At 67.3% G+C, this 26,683-nt stretch carries 24 protein-coding genes and 1 tRNA gene; 15 read left to right on the forward strand and 10 right to left on the reverse strand.

Going from position 1 to position 26,683, the window contains the following annotated elements:
- From ACT53K_RS05340 to ACT53K_RS05350, 3 genes are all read left to right on the forward strand, one after another.
- Complete coding sequence (locus tag ACT53K_RS05340; RefSeq protein ID WP_476227522.1) at window positions 1–237, forward strand: hypothetical protein; 237 nt, start codon at window positions 1–3, stop codon at window positions 235–237.
- Window positions 238–319: 82 nt separating this feature from the next.
- Window positions 320–523: a DUF6771 family protein gene (locus ACT53K_RS05345; RefSeq protein WP_476227523.1), complete on the forward strand. Its 204-nt coding sequence runs from the start codon at window positions 320–322 to the stop codon at window positions 521–523.
- A gap of 38 nt (window positions 524–561) precedes the next feature.
- Window positions 562–1,932: a HEPN/Toprim-associated domain-containing protein gene (locus ACT53K_RS05350; RefSeq protein ID WP_476227976.1), complete on the forward strand. Its 1,371-nt coding sequence runs from the start codon at window positions 562–564 to the stop codon at window positions 1,930–1,932.
- 130 nt (window positions 1,933–2,062) lie between these two features.
- Here the strand turns inward: ACT53K_RS05350 and ACT53K_RS05355 are convergent.
- From ACT53K_RS05355 to ACT53K_RS05375, 5 genes are all read right to left on the reverse strand, one after another.
- A tRNA-Glu gene (locus tag ACT53K_RS05355) sits at window positions 2,063–2,137 on the reverse strand.
- Window positions 2,138–2,190: 53 nt separating this feature from the next.
- Window positions 2,191–3,957, reverse strand: coding sequence for a single-stranded-DNA-specific exonuclease RecJ (recJ, locus tag ACT53K_RS05360; protein WP_476227524.1), 1,767 nt, complete (start codon window positions 3,955–3,957; stop codon window positions 2,191–2,193).
- A 31-nt stretch (window positions 3,958–3,988) separates the two neighbouring features.
- Complete coding sequence (locus ACT53K_RS05365) at window positions 3,989–4,723, reverse strand: 2OG-Fe(II) oxygenase (RefSeq protein WP_476227525.1); 735 nt, start codon at window positions 4,721–4,723, stop codon at window positions 3,989–3,991.
- Between the two features lie 88 nt (window positions 4,724–4,811).
- Window positions 4,812–5,663, reverse strand: a complete 852-nt coding sequence (locus tag ACT53K_RS05370) for an RcnB family protein (RefSeq protein ID WP_476227526.1) — start codon at window positions 5,661–5,663, stop codon at window positions 4,812–4,814.
- A gap of 106 nt (window positions 5,664–5,769) precedes the next feature.
- Window positions 5,770–6,285, reverse strand: coding sequence for a (2Fe-2S)-binding protein (locus ACT53K_RS05375; RefSeq protein WP_476227527.1), 516 nt, complete (start codon window positions 6,283–6,285; stop codon window positions 5,770–5,772).
- A gap of 77 nt (window positions 6,286–6,362) precedes the next feature.
- On the opposite strand from ACT53K_RS05375, the gene ACT53K_RS05380 reads away from it, so the two are divergent.
- Window positions 6,363–7,163 carry a DODA-type extradiol aromatic ring-opening family dioxygenase gene (locus ACT53K_RS05380; RefSeq protein ID WP_476227528.1) on the forward strand — a complete coding sequence of 267 codons (801 nt, stop codon included), beginning with the start codon at window positions 6,363–6,365 and terminating at the stop codon, window positions 7,161–7,163.
- Window positions 7,164–7,204: 41 nt separating this feature from the next.
- Here ACT53K_RS05380 and ACT53K_RS05385 read toward each other — a convergent pair whose 3' ends face one another.
- On the reverse strand, window positions 7,205–9,823 hold the full coding sequence (locus tag ACT53K_RS05385; RefSeq protein ID WP_476227529.1) for a M1 family metallopeptidase: 2,619 nt from the start codon (window positions 9,821–9,823) through the stop codon (window positions 7,205–7,207).
- Window positions 9,824–9,966: 143 nt separating this feature from the next.
- Here ACT53K_RS05385 and ACT53K_RS05390 point away from each other — a divergent pair, with 143 nt between their 5' ends.
- Entirely contained in the window at window positions 9,967–11,190 is a 1,224-nt protein-coding gene (locus ACT53K_RS05390) for an SGNH/GDSL hydrolase family protein (RefSeq protein WP_476227530.1), read from the forward strand.
- Window positions 11,191–11,369: 179 nt separating this feature from the next.
- On the opposite strand, the gene ACT53K_RS05395 is transcribed toward ACT53K_RS05390, so the two are convergent.
- Window positions 11,370–12,440, reverse strand: coding sequence for a PA0069 family radical SAM protein (locus tag ACT53K_RS05395; RefSeq protein ID WP_476227531.1), 1,071 nt, complete (start codon window positions 12,438–12,440; stop codon window positions 11,370–11,372).
- Between the two features lie 55 nt (window positions 12,441–12,495).
- On the opposite strand from ACT53K_RS05395, the gene ACT53K_RS05400 reads away from it, so the two are divergent.
- The gene (locus ACT53K_RS05400) at window positions 12,496–12,831 is read left to right on the forward strand and encodes a VOC family protein (protein ID WP_476227532.1); all 336 of its coding nucleotides are present in this window, start codon (window positions 12,496–12,498) and stop codon (window positions 12,829–12,831) included.
- Window positions 12,832–12,882: 51 nt separating this feature from the next.
- Here ACT53K_RS05400 and moaB read toward each other — a convergent pair whose 3' ends face one another.
- The 3 genes from moaB to ACT53K_RS05415 are packed head-to-tail and all read right to left on the reverse strand — an operon-like array spanning window position 12,883 to window position 16,020.
- Window positions 12,883–13,410 (reverse strand): molybdenum cofactor biosynthesis protein B, encoded by a 528-nt coding sequence (gene moaB / locus ACT53K_RS05405; RefSeq protein ID WP_476227533.1) that lies wholly within the window; start codon window positions 13,408–13,410, stop codon window positions 12,883–12,885.
- Window positions 13,397–15,298, reverse strand: a complete 1,902-nt coding sequence (locus ACT53K_RS05410) for a lytic transglycosylase domain-containing protein (protein ID WP_476227534.1) — start codon at window positions 15,296–15,298, stop codon at window positions 13,397–13,399. The genes moaB and ACT53K_RS05410 overlap by 14 nt, the downstream gene beginning before the upstream one ends.
- Complete coding sequence (locus ACT53K_RS05415; protein ID WP_476227535.1) at window positions 15,295–16,020, reverse strand: uracil-DNA glycosylase family protein; 726 nt, start codon at window positions 16,018–16,020, stop codon at window positions 15,295–15,297. Before ACT53K_RS05415 ends, ACT53K_RS05410 begins: the two co-directional genes overlap by 4 nt.
- 125 nt (window positions 16,021–16,145) lie before the next feature.
- On the opposite strand from ACT53K_RS05415, the gene ACT53K_RS05420 reads away from it, so the two are divergent.
- From ACT53K_RS05420 to ACT53K_RS05460, 9 genes are all read left to right on the forward strand, one after another.
- Window positions 16,146–17,798 (forward strand): electron transfer flavoprotein-ubiquinone oxidoreductase, encoded by a 1,653-nt coding sequence (locus ACT53K_RS05420; protein ID WP_476227536.1) that lies wholly within the window; start codon window positions 16,146–16,148, stop codon window positions 17,796–17,798.
- Entirely contained in the window at window positions 17,773–19,359 is a 1,587-nt protein-coding gene (locus ACT53K_RS05425) for a tetratricopeptide repeat protein (RefSeq protein ID WP_476227537.1), read from the forward strand. Before ACT53K_RS05420 ends, ACT53K_RS05425 begins: the two co-directional genes overlap by 26 nt.
- 19 nt (window positions 19,360–19,378) lie before the next feature.
- Window positions 19,379–20,203, forward strand: a complete 825-nt coding sequence (locus ACT53K_RS05430; RefSeq protein ID WP_476227538.1) for a 4-(cytidine 5'-diphospho)-2-C-methyl-D-erythritol kinase — start codon at window positions 19,379–19,381, stop codon at window positions 20,201–20,203.
- A gap of 166 nt (window positions 20,204–20,369) precedes the next feature.
- Window positions 20,370–21,101, forward strand: a complete 732-nt coding sequence (locus ACT53K_RS05435) for an enoyl-CoA hydratase/isomerase family protein (RefSeq protein ID WP_476227539.1) — start codon at window positions 20,370–20,372, stop codon at window positions 21,099–21,101.
- Window positions 21,098–21,829 (forward strand): N-formylglutamate amidohydrolase, encoded by a 732-nt coding sequence (locus tag ACT53K_RS05440; protein WP_476227540.1) that lies wholly within the window; start codon window positions 21,098–21,100, stop codon window positions 21,827–21,829. The genes ACT53K_RS05435 and ACT53K_RS05440 overlap by 4 nt, the downstream gene beginning before the upstream one ends.
- A gap of 11 nt (window positions 21,830–21,840) precedes the next feature.
- Window positions 21,841–23,562, forward strand: coding sequence for a dihydroxy-acid dehydratase (ilvD, locus tag ACT53K_RS05445; RefSeq protein ID WP_476227541.1), 1,722 nt, complete (start codon window positions 21,841–21,843; stop codon window positions 23,560–23,562).
- 7 nt (window positions 23,563–23,569) lie between these two features.
- Entirely contained in the window at window positions 23,570–23,941 is a 372-nt protein-coding gene (locus ACT53K_RS05450; protein WP_476227542.1) for a hypothetical protein, read from the forward strand.
- A complete protein-coding gene (locus tag ACT53K_RS05455; RefSeq protein ID WP_476227543.1) occupies window positions 23,938–25,341 on the forward strand; it encodes an NAD(P)H-hydrate dehydratase in 1,404 nt (467 codons plus the stop codon). Before ACT53K_RS05450 ends, ACT53K_RS05455 begins: the two co-directional genes overlap by 4 nt.
- Window positions 25,338–26,528, forward strand: coding sequence for a class I SAM-dependent RNA methyltransferase (locus ACT53K_RS05460; RefSeq protein ID WP_476227977.1), 1,191 nt, complete (start codon window positions 25,338–25,340; stop codon window positions 26,526–26,528). The genes ACT53K_RS05455 and ACT53K_RS05460 overlap by 4 nt, the downstream gene beginning before the upstream one ends.
- The last annotated feature ends 155 nt before the right edge of the window (window positions 26,529–26,683 follow it).

A 26,683-nucleotide genomic window follows, 5' to 3' on the forward strand; every position in this document is an offset into this window, starting at 1 on the left:
ATGGGCGCTCCCAAGCTGGACGAGGAATGCACCGCCAGTGGTTCGATCGAGCCGATCAGCGTTCGTATCCCCACCGCCGTCGCCATGACCGGGCTAAGCCGATCGAGGATCTACGAGCTGATCGCTTGCGGTGAAATCCAGATCGCGAAGGACCGCCGGAGCACGCTGATCATCGTCGCCAGTTTGCGGGAAACGGTACGTAGGCGGATTGTAGATCGGGATCTGCTGTCCGAGTAGCGGCCTCAACTCATCGCATCCCGGGAGGGTCCAGAGCGAGACCCTCATTTCACATGTTCTTGTTTTGTGCCATTCCTGCAGCATGGAACGATTCGCCCCCGAAGCCTCGCGCGCCGCCATCTCCTCCGCCATCCTCGATGCGCCAGGTTGGGCGCGCGTCGGCATCACCATGCCGAATGACCGATTGCGCGAGGAAGCCGCTGAGGAGCTGGCACGCGCGATCGTCGATCGATTGCACCACGCCGAGCCCGATGTGGATACGGATCAGCTGGCGCTGCCGATCTGATCCCGACGCGGCCGGAGAACATAGGTTGATCATTGCTGATGCTTGCCGCACGGTTGGAGCCTATGGGAAGCAGCTGCGGACTTCATTTTGATGCGCTGAGCATTTGTGACGCCAAATCTTATGTTCCCGAAGAATGGGCGGTGCTGTTCCAAGAGAGCGATCGTCACGAGGAGTTGCAGGCGGATGAGGATGCCGAGCCGGATGATCCTCCGCGCCGGATTATCGAATATCGCACAGATCGCGCGACGTTGCTGCGGAGACTGACGCTGCTTGGTGCGAGCGAATGGGCGATGCAGGCCAGCTTCATCCATTGGCTAGAACGGCAGCGCGGAGACTGGCGGCACTATGCGCAGACTTGGTCTGATAGCAGCCGAGAGAGCGCGCAACAGACCTATGACGCGTTGATGGCGCTGGACTTCGGCGAATGGAAACGGCTCGCCTGTGAGGCGCTACACACCCGCTACCAGTTTGATGTGGAGAGCCCACGGGACGGGTTCGAGCGGCACTTCTACGATTACGGTGACAGCTTTCTCTTCTTCGAGGGTTACGGGTCCCTGGTGGGGCTGCGCGCGCTGCTTGAGGCCTGCCCTGATGTCGAGATAGTCAGGCTTGATGTCGGTGAACTGGTCGATGCCGGCTATTACGATGAGCAAACGAAAATCTGCGAAGATGCGCGGAAGCGGATTCCATTCAGTTCGGATTCGCTGGGCCCTACCATCATCCTTGGCGAGGGCAGCACCGATCTGCGCGTTCTCCGCAGTGCTCTGACCACGATGCATCCGGCGCTAGTCGACTATTTCTCCTTCTTCGACCACGCGGAGTTTAGCGTCGACGGCGGAACGGCGTACCTTGTAAAATTTCTTAAGGCATTCGCCGGCGCCCGGATGACCGCTCGGATGGTAGCGGTCTTCGATAACGACACGGCCGGTCTGCTGGCATACGTGCAGGCAATGGCGCTAAAGCTCCCCGGCAATTTCCTCCTCACCCATCTACCCGATACCGATCTCGCGCGGCAGTACCCCACCATCGGCCCCTCCGGAGCTGCCACTGTCGATGTGAACGGTAGCGCTGCGGGGATTGAGCTTTATCTCGGACGCGAAGCGCTCACCCTGGCGGAGCAACTGCGCCCGGTCCGATGGGCCGGCTATATGGCCGGCGCGGGAAAGTACCAAGGCGAGGTAGAGGGCAAAGCCGAAATCCTCGAGAAATTCCTTCAGTTGCTTGCTGAGACATCGGGCCCTGAGGCAGCGCGCCAGCGCTTTCCGGAGCTCGCCGCGGTCTGGCAGCAGATTTTCGACATTGTTGAGCATCATGCCGATGAGATTTTTCTGCGCGGCTACGAGCAACTGATGACCGAGGCTGAAGCGCACGAAGGAACCGCAAATCCCTCCGCTGGGATTGCGCTCTGATTCCCGGCGGTCGCGGAGCTGAGCACGTTTCCGAGGCAGTCCCCGGAAATCCCGGAACCTTTATTAGAGAAATTTTAGAGAAATCGCCAGAAACGTTGGTAGCAACGTCGCCTAAGTCTTTGAAAAGACTTGGTGACCCCTACGGGAATCGAACCCGTGTTTCAGCCGTGAAAGGGCCGCGTCCTAACCGCTAGACGAAGGGGCCATGCAACTGCGTGGAGCGGCCGGTTAGGAGATGTTTCGGCTGCGGTCAAGCACTCAATCTGCCCATGCGGCATCTTCGATGTGCAATTCTGCTGCAGGGCGGCTTCCCCAGTCGTCGATCTTGGCGCGTCCGGCCAGCCACAGCCGCCTGTGGGAAGGGGTGGAGAGCAGCGCCTGGCCGAGTTCGGTGCCGGCCTGGCGGAATGCTACCGCCTTGATTGCGCGGCCGTCTTCGCCCGCCACGATGGCGCGGACATGGCCGCCGGTGCCGACCAGATCGGCCTTGATGATTCGCACCGGGCCCGCAGCGATCCTGGGGGCAGGCCAGCCCATGCCATAGGGACCGCCGGCTTCCATCGCCTGCACCAGTTGCGGGTTCACCCCGGCTGCGGACACCACGGCGTCGAGCAGCAGCGCCCGTTCGCCGCGGGCCTGCGTGATTCGCTCGGCCAAACGCTCTTCCAGAAAGGCTGCAAGCGCCTCGACCTGTTCTGCCGCCACGGTAACGCCGCATGCCATGGCGTGGCCGCCGCCGGCGATCAGCAGTCCGGCATCCTTCGCCGCCAGCACGGCCGCGCCCAGATCGACGCCGGGGATCGAGCGGCCTGACCCTTTGCCGATGCCGTCTTCCCCCAGTGCGATCACGATGGCCGGGCGGCCCAGCCGTTCCTTCAGGCGTCCGGCAACGATGCCGATAACACCCGGGTGCCAGCCGTCGCCCGCGACCAGCGCGACGGCACGGTCGCCGCCCATCAGACACATCTGTTCGGCGGCGGCCTGCACCTCCGCCTCGATCGCGCGGCGTTCCTCGTTGAGCTGGCTGAGCTCCTCGGCGATTGCACGCGCCTCGGCCGGGTCGCGGGTGGTAAGCAGCCGTACGCCTAGGTCGGAGCGCCCGACGCGGCCGCCGGCATTGATCCTGGGCCCCAGCGCAAAGCCGAGGTCGGTACAGGTCGGCGCGCGGGTGAGGCGCGAGGCTTCGATCAGCGCGTTGAGGCCGATATTGCGTCGCCCCGCCATCACCTTCAGCCCCTGGGCGACAAAGGCGCGGTTGAGGCCCTTCAGCGCCGCGACATCGGCGACGGTGCCGAGAGCAACAATGTCGAGCAAATCGAGCAGGCGCGGTTCCGCCCGGCTGGCGAAATAGCCGCGGGCGCGAAGTGTGCGGACCAGTGCCGCGCCGAGCAGGAAGGCGACCCCGACGGCTGCGAGGTGACCGTGCGCGGCGCCTTCATCCTCATCCAGCCGGTTCGGGTTTACCAGCGCATGGGCGACCGGCAATTCTGTTGCGCATTTGTGATGGTCGACGACGATCACGTCCGCATCTGCGGCCCGAGCCATCTCGAGCGCCTCGAACGCCTGGGCGCCGCAATCGACGGTTATGATCAGATCGGCCCCCTCGGCCTTCAACCGCACCAGCGCCTCGCCCGAGGGACCATAGCCTTCCATCAGCCGGTCGGGGATATAGGGTCGTGCCTCGATGCCCAGATCGCGCAGCAACAGGATCAGCAGTGCGGCAGAGGTGGCGCCATCAACGTCATAGTCGCCGAACACAGCAATCTGCTGGCGCTCGACCACCGCGTCTGCGAGCCGTTCGGCCGCCTTGTCCATGTCGCGGAAGATCGACGGGTCCGGCATGAAGGCGCGGATGCTGGGAGTGCGGTGCCGTTCCAGATCGTCGCGTTCTACGCCGCGGGTGAGCAACAACTGGGTGACGAGATCGTCGGGCGCGAAATTCGGATCGCGGGCATCCGCCGCCAGCCCGCGCCAGCGCCACGGCTGGCCCAGGATCGAGCGGTGAACATTCAGGGCTGAAGACATGGTCCGGATGTGCGCGGGGCAGGGCCCCGCGTCAATCGGCGTCGGCGTCCGTGTCGACTACGCCGGAGCGATAGGTGGTGATCGGCGCCTTGATCCAGGCTTCCTCCCGGAACCACTTGGTGATGATGTATTTGGTGCCTTCCACCACACGCGTGCCTTCGTGCAGCGTGTCGTAGTTGGGGCTGCCGTCGGCGCTCATATTGTTCCAGATTACCAGCGTCCGCCGCTTCGGTTTGAAGCGGATGCCGGCGCGCGGGAACCAGGTGGCGCCGCCTTCCTCGACATCGTTCAGGAACGCCATCGCCGTCCAGGTGCGCTGGCCGCCGGTTTCCAGCATCTGCTGCCAATAGCCGCTATGTTCGTGGAAATAGTCGCAATGTGCGCGGAATTGCTGGTTGGGCGCATAGCGCTGCCCCTGCATCGTTTCCGCATGTTCGGGCGGGATGCCGAGCAGATGGGCGATGCGGTCGTCGATTGCCTTCACCTCGTCGGACCAGCGATAGAGGTCCGAACTGTCGCTGGTGCGATATTCGGGATCGTCGGTGGTGGCGAGCAGGGTTGAGGGGCGCGAATTCGAATCGATCAGCGCGATCAGCGTGTCGCATTCGGCATCGGTCAGGAAGTCGGGATAGGTATAGATCTGCGCCAGATCGACCTTGGCCCGCTTGACGTTCGGATTGGCGTCCAGCCGCGCCGCCACTTCGACGCCGATCTGCGCACGGCGCTGCGACGGCTGACCGGAGATATTGCCCTGGTTCTTGCTCACCGCCTGTCCATTGCCAAGGCGAAGGCCGATTGCAAGACGGCGTTGTACGGATAAGGCCGGTGCCGCAGCACCGGCCTTCCTCCGTCTCTTACCAGAAAATGCCGTAGATCACGTCGACCACCTGGCCTGTTTCGATGTCGACGAGCAGCGCGTCGTCATAATAGCGGACCCAGCGATACGGCCCCCACACCTCGGGCAGGCGGTACGAATAGGGATCGCTGATCCAGTAGCTGGAGCTGAACAGCACCGTGTTCAGCCGCACGCCGATTGAGAAGCGGCGATAGCCATAGCCCCAGCCATAGGGCGGGTAATAGCGCGGCAGGCGGTACAGGCTGCGGTTATAGTCGCGATAGGCCCGCCAGTCATAGCGGCGGTCACTGCGCCAGCCATTGTCCCAGCGCCCGTTGTTGCCCCAGCGGTCGCCGCCACGGTCCCAGCCATGGTCGCGATTCCAGTCGCGATCGCGGCCCCAGTCGCGGCGCCAGTCCGGGCGCGGGCCGCCATCGGGGCGCAGGCCACCATCGGGACGGGGCCCCCGATTCCAGTTGCCACCGCCCCATTGCTCGGGCCGCGCACCCGGCTGTGCCTGCGGCGGCTGCGGGCGGTCCTGACCCCAGCCGGGGCGCGGGCCCCGATTCCAGTCGCGGCCGCCGCGCCACTGCTCCGGCTGCACCCCCAACTGGGGCGGCGGTGTCGGCGATTGGGAGCGATCCTGCCCCCAGCCGCGATTGGGCATCTGGGGAGGGGCAGGGCGATTCCAGCCCTGCGGCTGCTGGGGCGCGGGCGCGCCAGCGCCCGGGCCATTCCATGGACGCTGCGGCGGAGCCGGGCGGGACCAGCCGCCATGGTCGCGTTCGCCGCCATGATCCCGGTCCTGTGCCATTGCGGCGGGGACCAGTGCTGTCGCTGCGGCCAGTGCCGCCAGGAGCATCCTCTTCATTGTCTCAACTCTCCGTTCGCGCCGGCATAATGCCCCGCCAGTAAAACGGGTCTAGTCGAACGCGCGTGAGTCTGTGCTGAACTCCATCGACAGCCAATTGAAAGAATCACGTGGCGTTGTCGTCCTTGTCCTTATCTTCCTCCGGCGCTGTATCGGGCAGCGGCGCATCACCGCGGGCGATGCGTGCGGCGTCCTGCACTGCAGCAACAAGTCGCGGATAAATGCCGCATCGGCAGATATTCGGAATCGCATCCTTCACGTCTTGTTCCGAAGGATTACGATTGTCGCGGATCAATATGGCGGCGGCCATCACCATGCCCGGAATGCAATAGCCGCACTGGACGATGTTCGCGGCGAGCAGCGCCTGTTGCACGGGGTGGCTGCGGTCGTGCGAAAGGCCCTCGATCGTCGTGACGAAGGTGCCTTCCAGCGCGCCGATCCGTTCCTGGCAGGCAAGCCGCGCACTGCCGTCGACATCGACCGTGCAGGCACCGCAATCGCCGGTGCCGCAGCCATATTTGGTGCCGGTCAGGTTGGAGGCATCGCGCAGCGCCCATAGCAACGGCGTCTGCGGGTCCATGCGGTAATGCACCGGCTGGTTGTTGACGGTGAAACGAGTCATGCCCCGATCCTAGCGGGAAACGGCATGTTTCCGAAACCGCCATTGCGCACGGCGCTTGCCGGCGCGACATCTCCGCCATGACGATACCGGCATTGTTCATTCCGCATGGCGGCGGCCCCTGCTTCTTCATGGATCCGCAGGGCGGTCCGCCCGATCCGATGTGGCGGCCGATGCAAGCCTATCTGGCCGGGCTGATCGACGCTCTGCCCGAGCGGCCGCGCGCGATCCTGCTGGTATCCGGCCATTGGGAGGCGCGGGAGGTGACGGTGCATGTCGGCACCGGTCAGCCGCTGCTGTTCGATTATTATGGCTTTCCCGACCATACCTATCACCTGTGCTGGGATGCGCCGGGTGCGCCCGAGGTGGCGCTGCGGGCCCAGGCGCTGCTCGACGCTGCCGGCTTCGCCACGGCGCAGGAGCACGAGCGCGGCTGGGACCATGGCGTCTTCATTCCGATGATGGTCGCGGTGCCGGGTACCGACATCCCGCTGGCGCAATTGTCGCTGCGCAGCGATCTCGATCCGGAGGCCCATATCGCGATCGGCCGGGCGCTGGCACCGCTGCGCGACGAGGGGGTGCTGATCGTCGGATCGGGCATGAGCTTCCACAATCTGCGGGCGCGTGGGCCGCAGGTTACGCCCTATGCCGATGTCTGGGACGCCGCGCTGGTCGATGCCGCTACCGACCCCGACCCGGTGCGTCGAGCGGCCCGGATCGCCGACTGGCGCAGCCTGCCCTATGCCGAGTTCGCGCATCCGCGTGAGGAGCATCTGCTGCCGCTGATGGTCGCGCTGGGCGCGGGCGGCGATGGGCCCGCCATCTGCGACTATCGCGACCATGTGATGGGTTGGGCCGTCAGCGGTTTCCGCTTCGGTTAAGGGCGCGGCGGCCGGGAAGGACCGGCCGCCGCGCACCCCGGTTACTTGGCGCCGATCAGCCCCGCGCTGACTTCGCCTGCCTTTGCGTCGTGGAAGCGCGCGCAGGTGCGGATCGTTTCCACCGCGCGATCCAGGCTCAGCGTGCTGCCCTTGGTGGCCGGACGCAGCTTCGCGTCGACGGCATCGGCCTGCGCATTCGAGCAGAGCGCGCCGAACATCTGCGCCGCGCGGCCCGAAAATACGCCGCCGCCGCCGCCGGCCTGCACGAACTGATCGAAGTTCGTGATCATGAAGTCGCTCGCCACATCGCGCGTGGCGGGCGACCGGAACAGCGTGGCAACGGTGAACATGCGCGTGCGGAAGTCGAGCCGCGGATCCTTATAGTCGTTGAGGAACCAGCGGGCCACGTCCGGATTGTTCGATTCGCCGATGCCCTGCAAGGTCGCACCGATCGCCGCAGGATTGTGGCTGCTCAAGGCCTTGTCGAGCAGTTGCTGCGCGAAAGGTGCGCCGCGCTCGTTTACGGCGATCTGGGCGGCGAGCGACGCATAGTTCGAGTCCATCGCCTTGGCGTCGCCGGCGAGATGCGCGTCGAGCGCGGCGGTCAGCTTGGTCCGCAGCGCAGTGTCGTGCCCGGTGACCGCCAGCAGCTCCACAAGCTCGTCGCGCAGGTCGCGCTGATCGGCGGTTTCCGACGCATAGGCGTTGTTGCTGGGGTCGAAGCCGAGCTTGGCGAGCATCGGGCCGTACAGGTCGACGATCAGCTTGCGATAGGCGGGCAGCGCCGCTGCGCTGATCAGGCCGCGGCCCTCGAGGCCGCGCAGCCGCTTGGCATTATCGAAGATGATCTTGGTCGAGGGGTGCTTCGCCATTGCCCGCGCCAGCGCCAGCGGGCGGGCGATGCTGCTGCGGCCGGCATAGAAGCTGGCCCAGACGCTGTCGTCGAGCGCCAGCGCTTCGCCCGCGGGCAGGCTGGGGCCTGCGGCGATCAGCGCATCCCAGTCGGCGGGATCGAGCTCGAAGCGATAATAGCCCCAGCCGCCGGCGTTCGGCATGATCGCGCCGTTGCCTTTGGCTTCCACCGTCATGCTGGGCTTGTCGACCAGCGTGCAGCTCTTGGTTTCGCCGCGGCGCAGGCATAGCGGCACCAGCCATTGCTCGGCCGGAGCATTGGTGCCGAAGAAGCTGTAGCGCGACTGGGTGGCGACCAGCTTGTCGCCTTCATGATGCAGCGTCACCAGCGGCACGCCCTGCTGGTCGACGAAGCTCTTGAGCGAGGCGAGCACGCGCGGATCGTGCGCCGCATCGGCCAGCGAGGCGAAGAACTGATCGGTGCTGGCATTGCCATAGGCGTGCCGCTTCATGTGCAGGCGCACGCCGTCGCGGAACTTGGTGTCGCCCATATAGGCGGCGATCATCGCCACGACCTGACCGCCCTTGCCATAGGTGATCTGGTCGAAGGCGGCATCGACATCGCCATCGTTCAGGATCGGCTGGTGGATCGGCCGACCGGCGACGAGTGCGTCGATGCCCATCGCCTGAAAGCCTTCCTCGATCGCATCGACTTCGATCTGCAGGCCCGGCCGCCATTCATTGCCGATGCGATAGCCCATCCAGTTGGCGAAGCTTTCGTTCAGCCAGATGTCGTCCCACCAGGCGGGGGTGACGAGGTCGCCGAACCACTGGTGCGCCAGCTCGTGCGCGACGACCATGCCGAAGGTCCGCTTGCGCTCCGACGCGGCCTTTTCGTCAAGGAACAGGATGCCGTCGCCATAAATATCGGCACCGGCATTTTCCATCGCGCCCGGCATGATCGGCGAGCCAATCTGGTCGAGCTTCGGGAAGGGGAAGGACTGGCCGAAATAGTTTTCGAGCAGCGATACGATCTTGCCCGATTCGTCGCGGGCAAAGGCGAGCTGGCCGGCATTGGGCTGGGTGCCGACGACACGCAGCGGCAGCGGTTCGGCGCGCTGCGGCGTGGCGGGGACCGTCGTGCTGGCGGTCGCGAACGGACCGGTGACCAGCGCGACCAGATAGGTCGGCAGCGGCTTGGTGGGGGCGAACTGGTGCTTTTCCAGATCACCGATCTTGGTGACGGCGGTTTCCGGCGCGTTGCTGACGGTGGTGAAGCCGGGCTTGGTGGTGATCGAGACCGTGAAGGGCGTCTTGTAGCCCGGCTGGTCGAAGCCCGGGAATGCGGCGCGCGCATCGATCGATTCGAACTGCGTCCAGCTATACCAGGCACCGGCGATGTTCAGGTGATACATGCCCTGGGTGCTCTGGCCGAAAGGCGCATCATAATCGAATGCCAGCGTCACGCGGCCCGCAGGGACCGTCTTGCCGAAATCCACCTGCGCGAGGCCGGTCGGGCTCTTTTGCGTGAACGTCACGTCAAACTGCTGGCCGCCGACACGCGCCACCGCCTTGCTGACATGCAGCCCGCGGCCGTGCATCCACACCGCGCTCGCCGCCTGCTTCAGATCGACATCGATTTCGGTATGGCCGCTGAACCGATCCTGTTCCGGCACGATCGTGAAGTCGAGCCGATAGGCAACCGGTGTCGCCGCGTCGGGCAGCTTGCCGGTGGGCTGCGGCGGCGTCTGGGCCAGCGCCGCGGCAGGAATGAGCAGGGCGCTGGAAGCGAAGAGAATGGCGCGCATCAGGGTTCCTCTTGAAGACTGGCGATGCTTATGGTGCCAGCTGCCCTATTGCAATGGTACACTGTATCCACATCGCCAGTTCTCCTTGCCGCAAGGCCATGAATGGCTATGGTAACGATACCATAAGCAAAGGGAGAGGAACGATGGTGCGGACGTTGCGCTGGGCGCTGCTGGCGCTGTTGTTTGCCGCCACCGCGCAGGCTGCGCCGGGCGAACGCTGGGTGGCCATATGGTCGACGTCGCAACTGGCCGTTGACGGGCAGAACGCGCTTGCGACGGCGGACCTTACCGATGCAACTCTGCGCCAGATCGTCCGCGTGCAACTGCCGACTACGCGCCTGCGGGTGCGCATCTCCAATTGCTTCGGCAATGCGCCGCTGCGGATCGATGGTGCCGGTATCGCCCGCGCGAGCGATGCGGCCGGCGCGCGGATCGAGGCCAACAGTGCCCGCAGCCTGCAGTTCGGCGGCGCTGCTGCCGTCACCATTCCGGCCGGCGCCGAATATTGGAGCGATCCGGTGTCGCTCGCACTGCCTGCCGGCGCCGACGTGGCGGTGTCGCTTTACTTCGCGCAGCCCCCCGCGCAGCAGACCGGCCATCCGGGATCGCGCGCCACCTCCTATCTCGTCCATGGCAATCATCTCGCCGATGCGGACCTGAGCGGGGCCAAGACTGCCGACCACTGGTTTCAGATCGCGGGAATCGAAGCCGTGGCGCCCCGCGCGCGCGCCATCGTGGCGTTCGGCGATTCGATCACCGATGGCTATGGCGTGAAGCCCAACACCAACCTGCGCTGGACCGATGCGCTGCAGCAGCGGCTGCGCCGCGCCCCCGGCCTGGGCAATGTGGCAGTGCTGAATGCGGGCATTGGCGGGAACCGGCTGCTCAACGACGGGCTGGGCCCCAATGCGCTGGCGCGGTTCGACCGCGACGTGCTGAGCCAGCCGGGCGTCAGCCATGTGCTGGTGCTGGAAGGGGTGAACGATCTTGGCACGCTCACCCGCGAGGCACCGGCGACGCCGGAGGCCCACCGCGCGCTGGTCGAGCAGATGATCGGCGCCTATCGCCAGATGATCGCCCGTGCCCATGCCCATGGCATTCGCGTGATCGGCGCGACGATCATGCCCTATGGCGGATCGGGCTATTATCATCCCGATGCGCAGAATGAGGCGGATCGACAGGCTGTGAACCGCTGGATCCGAACGCCGGGGCATTTCGATGCGGTGGTGGATTTCGACGCAGCGATGCGCGACCCTGCCGACCCGGCGCGGTTGCGTAAGGACTATGACAGCGGCGATGGCCTGCATCCGTCGGTGGCTGGCTATGCCGCGATGGCGGCGGCGGTACCGCTGGCGCTGCTGCGATAACGGGGGCCGCACGCGCTCTGCTGCCGCCGGCAGCGGCGGGTTTTTCGCGTTCACGCACAGTGCGAAGTTTAGGAAGTTTAGGGTGACTCGCGTGCGCGCGCGACCCTCGCCTGCGCGTTCGCGCCGCCGCCGAACAGGCGAGGCGGCCGGGCTTTCGCATTTCCAGGCCAGCCTGCCGCTCAAAACAGTTCCCCCTGCGCTCCGGCCGGCGGACGGAACAGGTCCGTGCGCAGGCGAATGCGTTCGCCTTCAAGGCCATAGCGTTTTACTGCGCGGGTGAAGCGCGTGCGGAGCAGATCCGCCCACGGGCCCTGGCCGCGCATCCGGCTGAAGAAGCCCGGATCATTGTCTCGCCCGCCGCGGATCGACTGGATCGTTGCCATCACCTTGCCTGCGCGTTCGGGAAAATGGGTATCGAGCCAGTCGCGAAACAGCGGCGCGACTTCCCAGGGCAGCCGCACCGGCAGGAAGAAGGCGCCCCGCGCACCGGCTTCCGCCGCGCGTTCGAGGATATGTTCCAGCTCGTGATCGGTGACGTGCGGGATGACCGGCGAGACGGAGACGAATACCGGTATCCCCGCCTGGGTCAGGCTGTGGATTGCCGCGAGCCTGCGTTCGGGATAGGGCGCGCGGGGCTCCACCGTCATCGCGATGCGCGGGTCGAGCGACGTGACCGACAGCATCACCACCGCCAGCCCCTGCGCCGCCATCGGCGCGAGCAGATCGAGGTCGCGCGTAACGCGGTTCGACTTGGTGGTAATCATCACCGGATGGTGACATTCTGCAAGCACCTCCAGGCAGCCCCGCATGATCCGCCATTTCGCCTCGATCGGCTGATAGGGATCGGTATTGGTGCCGAATGCCAGCGGCTGGCAGACATAGCCGCGTTTGCCGAGTTCGGCGCGGAGCAGGGCGGGGGCATCGGGCTTGGCGAACAGCCGGCTTTCAAAGTCCAGCCCGGGCGACAGATCGAGATAGGCGTGGCTGGGCCGCGCGAAGCAATAGATGCAGCCATGCTCGCAGCCCCGATAGGGGTTCACCGATTGCTGAAAGCCGATGTCGGGCGACTGGTTGCGGGTGATGATCGTCCGTGGCGTCTCGACCGTGACGGTGGTGCGCAGCGGCGGCGGCGCGCCGTCGATCACGTCCTGCGCGTCGAGCCAATCGCCATCCGCCTCCCGCGCGGGAAGGTTGAAACGGCTGCTCTCCGCATTGTGCGTGGCGCCGCGCACGGGGCGACTCTTTGCCATTGCGCAAAGCTAGTGCGTGCGATAGAACATAGCAAGAACATTGATGGAGGGAGTGATGGCGCGGCTGAATTATCTGGAACTGCCGGTGGGCAATGTGCCGGCGCTCAAGGCCTTCTATTCCAAAGCCTTTGGCTGGCATTTCACCGATTTCGGACCGGGCTATGCGGCAACGACTTCGGGCGACACCGATGTCGGGCTCGACGGCGATGCGCAGGGGCGCACCTTGTTGCTGCCGGTGATCGCGGTGGAGAATCTGGAAGCGACATTGGCCGCAGTGGAGGCGGCCGGCGGCGTGGTGACAGTACCGATCTTCTCTTTTCCCGGCGGGCGTCGCTTTCACTTCCGCGACCCGCAGGGGCACGAACTGGCGGCGTGGGTGATGGAGGCGTGACGAGTGGCCTTCGATCTGCCGTTGCCCAGCTTGCGCAGGGGCAGGGGCGGCTCAGCGTTCCTGCAAACGCCCCATCAGTTCGACGAAGTTGCAAGGCTTGTGGCGGATGTCGAGCTGGCTCGCGAGAATGCCGTCCCACGCGTCGGTAACGGCGCCGGTCGAACCCGGCAGTGCGAAGATATAGGTACCGCGGGCCACACCGGCCGCGGCGCGGGACTGGATGGTCGAGGTGCCGATCTTCGCGTAGCTGAGCCAGCGGAACAGCTCGCCAAAACCGGGGATTTCCTTGTCCCACACCCGCGCCAATGCCTCGGGCGTGACGTCGCGGCCGGTGACGCCGGTGCCGCCGGTGGTGAGGACAACTTCGACGCCGGGGGCGGCGATCCAGGTTTCGAGCTGCGCGACGATCGCGTCGACATCGTCGCGCACCACCATGCGGTCGGTGAGGAGATGGCCGGCGCCGGTCAGGCGCTCTACCAACCGGTCGCCGGAGCGATCCTCGGCCAGCGTCCGCGTGTCGGAGACGGTCAGAACGGCAATGCGAACCGGGCGAAAGGCAATGCTCTCATCGATTTCCACGCGAAATCCCCAGCGGCATCGTCGCGGCGCTCAGCGTCACGGCGGTGCTTGCCGTGCCCGCCTGCGGCGCCGGCTGGATCAGCGGCGACTGTTGCACCGGCGGGAAAACGAGCGCGGGAGCGCGGCGCGTGGCGATCTTGACCGCGGCCGCGCCCGGCATGCCGGGGAAGCGCGGCCACATGCCGCCGACCAGCGCCGTGCGGCTGGCGGATTTGCGGCCCTCGTGCAGCTCGTACATCCAGTAGTTGCGCAGGACCGTCATCACATAGCCGCGCGTCTCCCAATAGGGGATGCTCTCGATATAAAGCAGAGGGTCGCCGCCGTCGCGCGAGACCTGGTTCCATTGGTCGACCGGGCTGGGCCCGGCATTATAGGCAGCGATCACCTTGGGCAGCAGCCCCTGGGTCAGCGGCATGTCGCGCAGCTGCTCCAGATAGGACTGGCCGATCTCCATATTGACCGACGGCTTGGTCAGGTCGGACACGGCATAGGCCACGCCGTGGCGCCGGCCGACATCGATGGCGGCGCTCGTCTTCACCTGCATCAGCCCCATCGCACCGGCGGCGCTGCGGACTTCGGTGCGGAAGTTCGATTCCTGCAGCGTGTGGGCAAAGACCAGCGCCTTGTCGACGCGCCAGCCGCCGGCGGGCGTCCATTTCGGCGCCGGATAGCGGGCCGCGACGATCGGGCTGGCGCCCTGCGGTCCGTTATGGGCGAGCCACAATTCGGCCTGGGGCAGGCTGAGTTGTGCGGCAAGGCGCGTCAGCGCGGCGTGCTCGCCCGGATTGCAGAACTTCGCCTGATGGCGGAGCACCTGATCGGCCAGCGAATCCTCGCCGATTTCGGAAAGCGCCGCCGCGATGCGGACATTGGGCCGGCGCTCGAGCAGCTTCCAGTCGTCATTGACCAGCCGGTCGCCCTTCAGCGGCTTTTCCTCGATGCCGAGCGAGGTGCGGGCGAGCAGGCCGTAGAAGGTCTCGCCATATTGGCTGGCGGCGCGCAGCTTCGGCGCGACCTTGTCGGGACGGCCGCACGCCATTTCGGCGCGGGCGCTCCAGTAGAGACCGGCGGAGCGAAGCTCGGTATCGCCGGCGCGGGTGGCGACGCGGTCGAAGGCGGCGGCGGCGTTGTTGCAATCCTGCTGGCGCCAGTCGGCCAGGCCTTCGGTCCAGTCGGCGGCGGCAACCCAGTCGCCGGTGCCCTGCTGCGCCTTGGCGGCCATGCGCCGGGCGTTCAGGTCGTCGCCAGCGGTGTAATAGATCCAGGCGACCTTCTGCTGCCATTCGGTCAGCGCCTCGTGCGTCAGATCGGCGGCGAAGCGATCGACCACCGCCTCGGCGGCGGGGCCGTTGTCGCTTTTCACATAAGGCTGGATGACGATGGCGACTTCGGTCGCGGCGTTGTCGCTGCGGATCGAGCGGGTGCGGCGGCGGATCGGCGCCGAATCGAACCACACCAGCCGCTGGGCGGCCGGAAGCTGGGGCAGATCGGTAATGCCGCGCGCCCGCGCCAGTCGCGCGAGCTGTTCGGCCTGCGGCAGTTCGGGGGCTTCGTTGAGCAGCGCGACGAGTTGTCCGGCTTCGACGCGGGGCGAGCCCTTGGCGGTGTACAGCTCAGCGCGGGCGATCGCGTGGAGCGGCCCGGGCTTCATCGAATCGAGCTTGATCTGCGCGTCCGACCAGCGGCCGGCGCGGATCGCGGCGAAGACGAACTGGTAATCGGCCTTCTGCCCGGCATCGAGCTGCGGCGGAATGCCGTCATCCTCGCGGCGACCGGCGGCGCCGGTATCGTCGTCGCTCGCTGCGCCGGTTGCGGGCGCGTGATTATCGGCATGGGCCGCAATCGGAAGCGCCACCAGCGAGGCGGCAAGCAGGATACGCAACGTCACAGGTTCGTTCCCCGGCTCAGCAACAACAGATGTTTCCAGGTTTCGCTCTTCGCAGCGGGTCGCTCCAGCAACCAGCGCGGATGGTATGTCGCCACCACGGCTGTTTTGGCCGCGAAATCGTTAACGACGTGTAAACTATTTGCCGGCGGCCAGCTTTCTGCCCCGAGAACCGCACGACTGGCCGCTTGGCCGAGCAATAGCAGGCGTTCGGGCGCCACCAGCGTCAGCGCGTGGCGTGCCAGATCGGCGAGCGGCGCTTCCTGTTCGGGGGCGATGCGGCCGGTGACGGGGCGGGCGAAGGCGAGCGGCAGCAACTGCACCGACTCGCGCGCCAGGCCGATCGCCACGAGCATCCGGTCGAGCAGCCGGCCGGCCGCGCCGCCGAGCAGCGTGTCGCGATCCTCGGCTTCCGGCATGTCGGTCATCACCACCCATTTGGCGCCCGGCACGATCACAGGTGGAATGCTCGGCGCCATCCAGGCTGCCTCCGGGGCAGCCGCGCCGGTGCGCCAGGCGAACAGCGCCTCCAGTGTTTGGGGCAGGGCGTCGGGCGTCGGGGTCGCTACGGCAGGCTGGGCCGGCTCGGGTGCGCGAAGCGGCGCAGGGCGCGCCAGCCAGTCGCGCACGGTGTCTTCCACCAGCATGTCCACGCCGGCTTCGTCCCACCATTGCAACGCACCGGCGAGCGCGCGATGCCAGCTATTGTCTGGTTCGACCCCCATACCCATCCTTTGAATCCCGGTTGACGGCGGGGTCAATCTGGCTTCATCGCGGGAAAGACAGAACGTTTCCTTCGCGCGACGACAGGCGGCTGCGAGGGTGTGGCGATAGACTTAGGGGACTGACAATGAGCGAACGGGAGTCGATGCCCTATGACGTCGTGATCGTCGGCGCGGGGCCTGCCGGCCTTTCCGCGGCGATCCGGCTGAAGCAGATGGCGAACGAGGCGGGTGCCGAACTGTCGGTTTGCGTGCTGGAAAAGGGTTCCGAGGTCGGCGCGCATATCCTGTCCGGCGCGGTGATCGATCCGAAGTCGCTCGACGAGTTGCTGCCGAACTGGCGCGACGATGGCTGCCCGCTGGCGCGCACGCCGGTGACGGAAAACCACCACTGGGTGCTGAGCGAGAAGGGCAAGTCGGCTTACCCTGAATTCCTCACGCCGCCCTATCTGCACAACAAGGGCACCTATACCGGCAGCCTCGGCAATCTGTGCCGCTGGATGGCCGAGAAGGCGGCCGAACTGGGCGTCGAGATTTTCCCCGGCTTTGCCGCCGCCGAAGTGCTGTTCAACGAAGACGGCAGCGTGAAGGGCGTCGCCACCGGCGATATGGGCGTGGCGAAGGACGGCACGCACAAGCCCGATTACCAGCCGGGGCTGGAAATCCACGCCAAATACACCTTCCTGTCCGAAGGCTGCCGCGGCCATTTGTCGAAGCAAATGATCCGCCAGTTCGAGCTGGATCGCGACAGCCAGCCGCAGGTCTATGGCATCGGCATCAAGGAATTGTGGGACATCGACCCCGCCAAGCATGTGCCGGGCCGGGTGATCCATACCCAGGGCTGGCCGCTGACCGACGGCGCGAACGGGGGCGGCTTCCTCTATCATCAGGCAGATGGGCAGGTCGCGCTCGGCTTCGTCGTGTGGCTGGGCTATCGCAATCCGTGGCTGTCGCCGTTCCAGGAAATGCAGCGCTGGAAGACGCATCCGGAGATCGCCGCCATCCTGGAGGGCGGCAAGCGCGTATCCTACGGCGCCCGCGCCATCTCCGACGGCGGCTGGCAGGCTGTGCCTAAGCTGGTCGCGCCGGGTCTGGCGCTGATCGGCGATTCGGCCGGTTTCCTCAACGTGCCGCGCATCAAGGGCACCCACACCGCGATGAAGAGCGGGATGATGGCGGCCGAGGCGGCGTTCGCGGCGATCCAGGCAGGCCGGAGCAGCGACGAACTCGCCGCCTATCCGGAAGCCTATGAAGCCAGCTGGGTGTACAAGGAACTGCGCGGCGTTCGGAACGTGGTGCCGCTGGTGAAGAAGTTCGGCGACACCTGGGGCACGCTGCTCGCGGGCGCAGCGATGTGGAGCGAGCATCTCGGCATCCGCTGGCCGTTCACGCTGAAGCTGCACCGCGACAACGAGCAGCTGCTGCGCGCCGATCAGGCACCCAAGATCGACTATCCCAAGCCCGACGGCGTGCTTACCTTCGATCGCCTCTCCTCCGTGTTCATCTCGAACACCAATCACGAGGAGGACCAGCCGGTCCATCTGACGCTGAAAGACCCGGATATTCCGATTGACTATAATCTGCCGATGTACGCAGAGCCTGCGCAGCGTTACTGTCCGGCCGGTGTGTATGAGGTCGTAGGGGAAGGCGATGATCTGCGGTTCCAGATCAACGCGCAGAATTGCGTGCATTGCAAGACCTGCGACATCAAGGATCCCACCCAGAACATCAACTGGGTGGTACCGGAAGGCGGCGGTGGTCCCAATTATCCGAACATGTAGTCTCGCCGCAGCGCTGCTGCTGGCAGCCCCGGCAGCGGCGCAGGCCGATCTGGGCGATTATGTCCGCGCTCGTGCCGCCGATGCGGAGGGCGCTTCCGCCCAGGCGGTTCAGGGTTATGCCCGGGCGCTGGCAGCGGCGCCGGGCGACGAGGTGGTCGCGCTCAGGGCCTATCGCGAGGCGCTGGTTGCCGGCGATTACGGCCTTGCCGGTCGCGCTGCCGCCGTGCTGGAGAAATCGGGCACGGCACCGCCCGACGCCGCGCTGATCGCCTTTACTGCCGCGATGCAGGCGGGCGACGCAGCCGGCGCGCAGGCTGCCCTTGCGCGCCTGCACAAGGGGCCGTTCGACTTCATCACACCGGTGCTCGCGGCATGGCTGGCACAGGATCGTGGCGAGAAGGGACTGGCGCTGCTCGACGGTGAAAAGGGCAGCGCGCTGTCCCGCCACTATATCGCCCGGCAGCGTGTGCTGCTCGCCATTGCCGCCGGCCGCAGCGACGACGCGATTCTGGCGCTGCTGCCGGAGGCGCTGGCCGATTCCTCGAACGAAGATGCACGCATCGACATCGCCCGACTGCTGGGCGGTGCGCGCGGTCAGGCGCTGTTGCGGCGCGGATCGCCGGAACTGGTGGCGATCGGGCAGTCGCTGGGTGCGCCGCGCCGCGCCGATGCCCGCTATGGCGTCTCGCGGCTGCTGCTGATGCTGGCGGCGGACCTCGCGAACGACCAGCTTCCCGACCTGTCGATCTCGCTGTCGCGGGCCGTGCTGCTGCTCGATCCGCAGGAGGACCGGGCGCGGTTGTACCTGGCGCGTGCGCTCGATCGCGAAGGCGCGACCAGCCTTGCGCTGGCCACGCTGGACGCGATTGCGCCGGATAGCCCCTATGGCCGGCGTGCTGCTGCTGCGCGGCTGGGTGTGCTCACCGATGCCGGGCAGATCGACGCAGCGGTTGCGGCGGCGCGCGTGCTTGCAGAGGGGCCGGGCGCAACCCGCAGCGACCTGCAGAATTACGGCGACCTGCTCCTCCAGACCCGTCAGTTCGAGGCCGCCGCCAAACTCTATGCCAGCGCCATCGCGGATGGCGGTGCGGAAGATTGGCAACTCCATTTCCAGCGCGGCATGGCGCTGGACCGTGCCGGCCAGTGGCCGGCGGCACGAACCGAACTGGATCGCGCCGTTCAGCTCGCGCCGGATCAGGTGGAGCCGTTGCGCTATCTGGGCGTCGCGCTGTTCGATCACGCGGACGACAAGGCCGAGGCGATCCGCCTCCTCGAACGCGCCCGCCTGCTGAAGCCTGACGATGCCGGTGTCGCCGACGCTTTGGGCTGGGCCTATTTCCAGCAGGGCGAGGTGATGCGGGCGGTGCCGCTGCTCGAAAAGGCGGTGCAGGGCGATCCCGGCGGATCGGTGGCGAACGAGCATCTGGGCGACGCCTATTGGCAGGTCGGCCGCCGGTACGAGGCGCGCTATGCCTGGCGCGCGGCGGCAATCTATGCGGACCCCGATGCGGCCGGCCGGATTGCACGCAAGCTGGCAGAGGGGCTGACGGGCACCTCCTGAACGCGCTAGGGGCGGTGGCATGACCATTGCCGAATTCGCCCCCGCCAAGCTCAACCTGGCGCTGCACGTGCGCCATCGCCGGGCCGACGGCTATCACGCGCTGGAGACGCTGTTCGCCTTTGTCGACCATGGTGACCGGGTGCGGCTGACGCCGGCGGCAGAAGACAGTTTCGCGCTGACCGGCCCCTTCGCGTCGGCGTTGGCGGGGGAGGGCGACAATCTGGTCACGCGCGCCGCGCTGCGGTTCCGCGAGGCATTTGGCGGGGGCGCCCACGCGATCGAACTCGAAAAGCATCTGCCGGTCGCCTCTGGCATTGGCGGCGGATCGGCAGATGCGGCGGCCACGCTCAGGGCGCTGGCCGGGTTGCACGACGTGCCGCGCGACGATCCGCGCCTTTTCGCCATTGCTGACGGGCTCGGGTCGGATGTGCCGGCATGTCTGCTGGGGCGCACGGCGTTCGGATCGGGGCGGGGTGAGGCATTGCAGGCCGTGGAAGGGCTTTCGGGCATGCCCGTGCTGCTCGTGAACCCCGGCGTTGCGGTGTCCACGGCACAGGTTTTCCGCGCATGGGACGGGGTGGATCGTGGACCGATCGGATCGGGCGATCTGCTCGCGGTGGCGCTTTCTGGCCGCAACGACCTGGAGCCACCGGCGCGTGCGCTTGCGCCGGCGATCGACGATGTTCTGTCTGCGCTCGCGGCCCAGCCCGGGGTGGTGCTGGCGCGCATGTCCGGTTCGGGTGCCACCTGCTTTGCGCTGTTCGACAGTGCCGCCGCGCGGGATGCCGCTGCGGCCGCCGTCGCCCGGCCCGGCTGGTGGGTAGCGGCGACGCTGTTGCGCTGACCTTTACCCTCTCTGCTAAGCGATACTTGACCGCAGGCCGTTATGCCCGACCCTAGCGGATCATGCCCGGCCAGCATCGTTCGCCGGTGGCTCGCGGGCGCGTCGGAAACGGCTCGCCCGCGCGCCATGCCGTGACTCGGCGCCCGCGATCGGGCAGAGCTTCGACATGTTTGATGTCCGATGGGATGGCCCGGTCGCCACGATTGCCTTTGCGCGCGCCGATGCCCGCAATGCCATATCGATTGCCGGGTGGGACCGACTTGCCGCGGCTGCCGGACAGGTTGCAGCGGCGCGCGTGGTGCTGATCGCCTCTGCCGTTCCCGGCATTTTCTCTGCGGGCGCCGATATCGGTGAGTTCGCCCGGTTGCAGGCGGAGCCGGCGATGCGGACTCGCTTTCGCCTGGCGATGCAGGCCGGGATCGAGGCCATCGCTGCGCTGCCGATGCCGGTGATCGCGGCGATTGATGGAGGCTGTTTCGGCGCGGCCGTGGCGCTGGTGCTGGCGGCGGACCTGCGGATTGCGGGCGAGGGCGCCCAGTTCGCGGTCACGCCCGCAAAGCTGGGGCTCGGCTATCCGCGCGGCGATGTCGCCCGGCTGGTCGCTCGGGTCGGTGCGGGCCATGCCGCAGCCTTGCTGTTCAGCGGCGAGCGGATCGATGCCGATCGCGCCGAACGGATCGGTCTGGTCGAACATCGCGCAGCGGACGCGCTGGCGGCGGCGACCGAGCGCGCGCAGGTCATCGCCGCCAATGCCCCGCAGGCGATCCGGCAACTCAAGCGGGCGATCCATGCGCCAACCGCCGCGCTCGATGCCGAATTTGAAGCGGCCTTTGGCGGCGACGAACTGGCAGAGGGCCTTGCCGCATTCCGCGCCCGACGGCCGGCGAGCTTCGCATGAGTGTCGCCGAACAACTGGGCGGCGGCGCGCAGGATCTGCTGCTGCTGTGCGACCATGCTTCGAACGCCGTGCCCGACGGTATCGACCTGGGCATCGATCCGGCGCTGCTCGATCTGCACATCGCCATCGACATCGGCGCGGCCGATGTCACCCGCGCGCTGGCGGCGCGGCTCGACGCGCCGGCGATCCTCGCCACCGTGTCGCGGCTGGTGATCGACCTGCACCGCGAGCCGGACCATAGCGGCCTGATCCCCCACCGCAGCGACGGGCACCTCATTCCCGGCAATGCGCCGGTGGATCGCGCGGGCCGCATCGTCCGCTTCCACGCGCCCTATCACCGGCTACTCCGCGATCAGGTGCGGCGCCAGCGGCCGGCGCTGATCCTGTCGATCCACAGCTTCACGCCGTGCCTCGAACATGGCGGGACACCGCGGCCGTGGGAGGTGGGCGTGCTCTATAACCGCGATACCCGCGCGGCACGCCCGGCGATCGACTGGCTGCGGGGGCGGGGCCTCGTGACCGGCGATAACGAGCCCTATTCGGGGCGGCTGCTCAATGCGACGCTCAACCGCCATGCCGAGGGGCAGGGCATCCCGTCGATTGCCATCGAAATCCGCAACGATCTGATCCGCGACGCCGGGGGCGTTGCCCGCTGGGCCGAAATTCTCGCCGACCTCGCAAATTTCTTGCGCAATAGTCTTGCGCGAAAGGGTGTTCCCGCGACATAGGCTTGCGCGCCATGACCAACCGATTCGACAAGTCGAAGCTCCCCAGCCGCCACGTCTCCGTGGGGCCCGAGCGCGCGCCGCACCGCAGCTATTATTACGCCATGGGGATTCCCGAAGAGGATATCGCCAAGCCGTTCGTCGCGCTGGCCAGCGCCGGCAATGACAGCGCACCGTGCAACACCACTCTCGATTTCCAGGCCGATGCCGCCCGCCAGGGCGTGATCGCCGGCGGCGGCATGCCGCGCCGGTTCAACACCATCACCGTCACCGACGGCATCGCCATGGGCCATCAGGGGATGAAATCCTCGCTGGTCAGCCGCGAAGTGATTGCCGATTCCGTCGAACTCAGCGTGCGCGGCCATTGCTATGACGCGCTGGTCGCGTTCGCGGGCTGCGACAAGTCGCTGCCGGGCATGATGATGGCGATGCTGCGCCTCAATATCCCGTCGATCTTCGTCTATGGCGGTTCGATCCTGCCGGGCCGCTATGAGAACCGCGACGTCACCGTGGTCGACGTGTTCGAGGCGGTGGGCAAGTTCGCCGCCGGCAACTGCCCGCTCAAGGATCTGACCGCGCTCGAAAAGGTTGCGTGCCCCGGCCACGGCGCGTGCGGCGGCCAGTTCACCGCCAACACCATGGCGTGCGTCGGCGAGGCGATGGGCCTTTCGCTGCCGAACAGCAACATGGTGCCCGCGCCGTACAAGAGCCGCGAGGAAATTGCGATTGCGGCGGGTGTGCAGGTGATGGACCTGCTTGAAAGGAACATTCGCCCACGCGACATCGCGACGCGCGCCGCCTTCATCAACGCCGCGCGCGTGGTGGCGGCGACCGGCGGCTCGACCAACGCGGCGCTGCACCTGCCGGCGATGGCCAATGAGGCGGGGATCGAATTCGACCTGCACGACGTGGCCGAGGCGTTCAAGTCGACCCCTTATATCGCCGACCTCAAGCCGGGCGGCCGCTATGTCGCCAAGGACATGCACGAGGCCGGCGGCGTTTATATGCTGATGAAGACGATGCTGGCGAACGGCCTGCTCGACGGCAGCTGCATGACCGTGACCGGCAAGACGCTGGGCGAGAATATCGACCAGGTCACCTGGAACCCCGACCAGAAGGTGATCTACGACGTGAAGACGCCGCTGTCGCCGACCGGCGGCGTGGTGGGCTTGCGCGGCACGCTGGCGCCCGAGGGTGCGATCGTGAAGGTAGCGGGAATGAAGCGGCTCCAGTTCGAAGGGCCGGCCCGCGTGTTCGATTGCGAAGAGGATGCGTTCCAGGCGGTCGAGCACCGCCAGATCAACGAAGGCGAAGTCATCATCATCCGCTATGAAGGGCCGAAAGGCGGCCCGGGCATGCGCGAGATGCTGTCGACCACCGCCGCGCTCTATGGCCTGGGCATGGGCGAGAAGGTGGCGCTGATCACCGATGGCCGCTTCTCGGGCGCGACGCGCGGCTTCTGCATCGGCCATGTCGGGCCCGAGGCAGCCGAGGGCGGCCCGATCGCGCTGGTCGAAAATGGCGACACGATCCGCATCGACGCCGAGGCCGGTACCATCGACCTCGACGTGCCGGCGGCGGTGCTCGCCGAGCGCCGCGCGCGGTGGCAGCCGCGGACCAACGACTATCAGGCGGGGGCGCTGTGGCGCTATTCCCAGAATGTCGGCCCGGCGTATAAGGGCGCGGTGACGCACCCCGGAGCCAGCGCCGAAACCCATGTGTACGCGGACATCTAGCGCAGGTTTGCTCCTGTTGCTGGCCGGTTGCGGCGCCCAGGTGACCGACAAGGTCGCCGAGGCCCGCAAACGGGCCAATGCCGAGGCGATGGCACGGGCGGAGGGCAAGATCGCCTGCGCCGCCGCCGGTGCCACGCAATTCGCCTTCGTCTGCGCCATCGACCGGGTCTATTCGCAGGACGGGCTGTTCCTGACGCTGCGCCACCCCGACGGCGGGTTCCGCCGGCTGCTGGTGACGCAGGACGGGCGCGGCGTGGTCGCGGCCGACGGCGCCGAACCGGCGCAGGTCACGCCGGTTGGTCCCCATGAGATTGAAGTGGCGATCGGCGACATGCGCTATCGCCTGCCCGCGACGATCCGCACGGTAGCGAGCCGATGATCCCCGCAGGCGCCCCCATCCTGACCGCCGCCGCAATGCGCGCCGCCGAGGAGGCGGTGTTCGCGCGCGGGGTGCCGCAGGCCGAATTGATGGAGCGGGCCGGCGCGGCCGTGGCGCGCGAAGTAGTGCGCTTTGCCACCGGGCGGCCGGTGCTGGTGCTCGCAGGGCCCGGCAATAATGGCGGCGATGCCTATGTCGCCGCGCGACACCTGAAGGCGGCCGGGCTGGACGTGCTGGTCGCTGCATCCGGCGCACCCAAGGCCGGCGCTGCGGCGGAAATGCACGCGCGCTGGGACGGCGAGACGACCTCGCTCTATGCCGCCAAGGCGCGGCCGGTGCTGGTCGACGGGCTGTTCGGCACCGGGCTTGCCCGCCCGCTGGAGCGCAGCCTGGGTGCCATCTTCCGCGAGTTGTGCGGGGCGGCTGCGTTTCGCGTGGCGATCGATATTCCCTCGGGGCTCGATACCGACACCGGCGCCGATCTCGGCTGCCCCTCCGGCATCGACGTGACGGTGGCGCTGGGCGCGCTCAAGCCCGCGCACCTGCTCGACGAGGGGCTGGCACGGTGCGGCCATGTGCTGCTCGCGGACATAGGCATCCCTGTCACCGGCCGGTGGCAGAGCGTCGCACGGCCGAAGCTGTCGGCGCCGGGGCCGCAAAGCCACAAATATAGCCGCGGGCTTGTCGCAGTGGTCGAAGGCGCGATGCCGGGGGCGGCGCGGCTGGCGGCGCGGGCGGCGATGGCGGGCGGCGCCGGTTATGTCGTGCTCGCAGGGCCGGATGTGGGCGGGCCCGGGCCGGATGCGCTGGTGCGGCGCGGCATCGGCACGGTCGAGGATCTCACCGAATTTCTGGGCTGGGACCGGATCGACGCCGTGGTGCTGGGGCCGGGACTGGGCCGCGATCGGCGCGCGGAAACCTTCCTGCGCGCGGCGATGGCGGTGGACAAGCCGCTGGTGCTCGACGGCGACGCGCTGAGCCTGCTCGCCACGACAGCGCCCGACTGGCTGGCGCGGCGCGCCGGACCGACCTGGATCACCCCGCATGCCGGCGAGTTCGACCGGATGTTCACCGGCGACGGCAGCAAGATCGATCGCACGCTGGAGGCGGCGCGGCGCGCCAATGCCACGGTCGTCCACAAGGGCGCCGACACGGTGATCGCCAGCCCGGATGGCACGGTCCGCGTGCTGTCGGGCGCGTCCTCCTGGCTGTCCACGGCGGGCACCGGCGATGTGCTGGCGGGCCTGCTCGGCGCACAGGTGGCGGGCGGCGCCGGCGGGGTTGCCGCGGCGGCGACGGCGGCATGGCTGCATGGCCGCGCGGCGCAGCTTGCGGGGCCGGCGTTTTTCGCCGATCAGCTCGTCGCTCAACTGCCGGAAGCGATTGCCGAATGTCTGTGAGCGAAGTGGAAGTGGTGCGCGTCGCCGCGCGTGGCGATGGCGTGACAGCGGACGGCCGGCATTTCCCGCTGACGGCGCCGGGGGATCGCGTGACGGCGGCGGGCGAAGTCCTGCCCGGTCCCCACCACCAGCAGCCGCCCTGCCGCTACTTCTCGCAATGCGGTGGCTGCCAGCTCCAGCATCTCGACGATGCGGCCTGGAGCCGCTTCATCACCGATCGGGTTGGCTCGGCGCTGGCGGCGCAGGGCTTGTCGGCGGAGATTCGTACGCCTTTGCTCTCCGCCCCGCGCACGCGCCGGCGGGCCACGCTCCATGCCGAACGGCGCGGCAAGCAGGTGCGGATCGGCTTTACCGAGGCGGGCAGCCACAAGCTGATCGACCTGACTGAATGCCATATTCTGGCGCCGGACCTGTTCGCGCTGCTCGCCCCGCTGCGGCGGCTGTTCATGACGCTGCTGCCTGATGCGCGGCGTGTGAATGTCCACCTCGCCCAGACCGATCAGGGCCGTGACGTGCTGGTCGAAGGCATCGATCCCGATGGCCTCGCCGCTGCGGAAGCGATCACCGCCTTCGCCCAGGCAGAGCGGCTGGCGCGGTTCGCGATCGACGAAGGCTTCGGCCCCACCGCGCGTTGGGAACCGGAGCCGGTGACAGTCACGCTGGGGGGCGTGCCGGTGCCGATGCCGAGCGGCAGCTTCCTGCAGGCGACGCCAGAGGGAGAGGCGGCGCTGGTCGCCTGTGTACGCGAGGTGGTCGGGGGCGCCCGCAACGTGGCGGATTTGTTTGCCGGACTGGGCACCTTCACCTTCGCGCTGGAAGGCGCGCGCGTCTATGCAGGCGAGGCGGCGCGCGACGCGATCCTGTCGCTGAAGGCGGCAGGTGCACGCGCGGGCCGTACGGTCTTCGCCGACCATCGCGACTTGTTTCGCCGCCCGGTGACATCGGCTGAACTCGGAAATTTCGACACGGTAGTGCTCGATCCGCCGCGGGCCGGTGCGCGTGAGCAGGTGGAGGCGCTGGCCGCATCCACCGTGCCGCACATTGCCTATGTGTCGTGCAATCCCAGCACCTTCGCCCGCGATGCGGAGACATTGTGCAAGGGCGGTTATCGGCTGGATTGGGTGCAACCGGTGGGGCAGTTCCGCTGGTCGACCCATATCGAACTGGCGGCGAAGTTCAGCCGCTAATCCCAAGGCGCAACGGCCCGGACTCATCCCGCTTTCCGTCGTCACTCCGGCGGAAGCCGGGATCCATTCGCCTCTCGTTCTCAGCAAGAGCCGAGAGCGAAGTCCCAATGGACCCCGGCTTTCGCCGGGGCGACGGTTTGCGGAGCAGCGATGGG

It is taken from the genome of Sphingomonas sp. DMC8, assembly GCF_056314185.1.